At 58.1% G+C, this 329-nt stretch carries 1 protein-coding gene; it reads right to left on the bottom strand.

From position 1 onward, the window contains the following. Positions 1 to 158 (bottom strand): trehalase-like domain-containing protein (locus AF337_RS45800; RefSeq protein ID WP_167347822.1); only part of this gene is annotated, 158 nt, incomplete at its 3' end. Between the last annotated feature and the right edge of the window lie 171 nt (positions 159 to 329).

Genomic DNA, 329 nt, shown 5'->3' with positions numbered 1-329 from the left:
CGTCCGATGTGTATAAGAGACAGGCCGAGCAGAGCGGCAAAACAGGCGGGGGAATCGAAGCGCGGAAAACAGAGCCAGTCGATCGAGCCGTTCTTCGAGACAAGTGCGGCGGTTTCGCAATCGCCGATGAGCGCGTAGTCCTCAATGGGTACCGACACCGGAGCCTCCTTTGCATAGCAGTCGGGCTTTTAGGTAGAGGCCGTGCGCGGAGGTCAAGCACGGAAACTAACGGGGCGGTAGGCGTAGCGGCTATCATGGAAACTCCGGATATCAATTGTGGGAAGATCTCCGACCGCAGCTTTGACTGCCGCGCTCTGACGGATGATATC

Source organism: Rhizobium ecuadorense, assembly GCF_001187535.1.
GTDB classification, from domain to species: Bacteria; Pseudomonadota; Alphaproteobacteria; order Rhizobiales; family Rhizobiaceae; genus Rhizobium; species Rhizobium ecuadorense.
The sequence above is the reverse complement of the archived record's forward strand: the minus strand, read 5'-3'. Positions and strand labels throughout refer to the sequence as shown.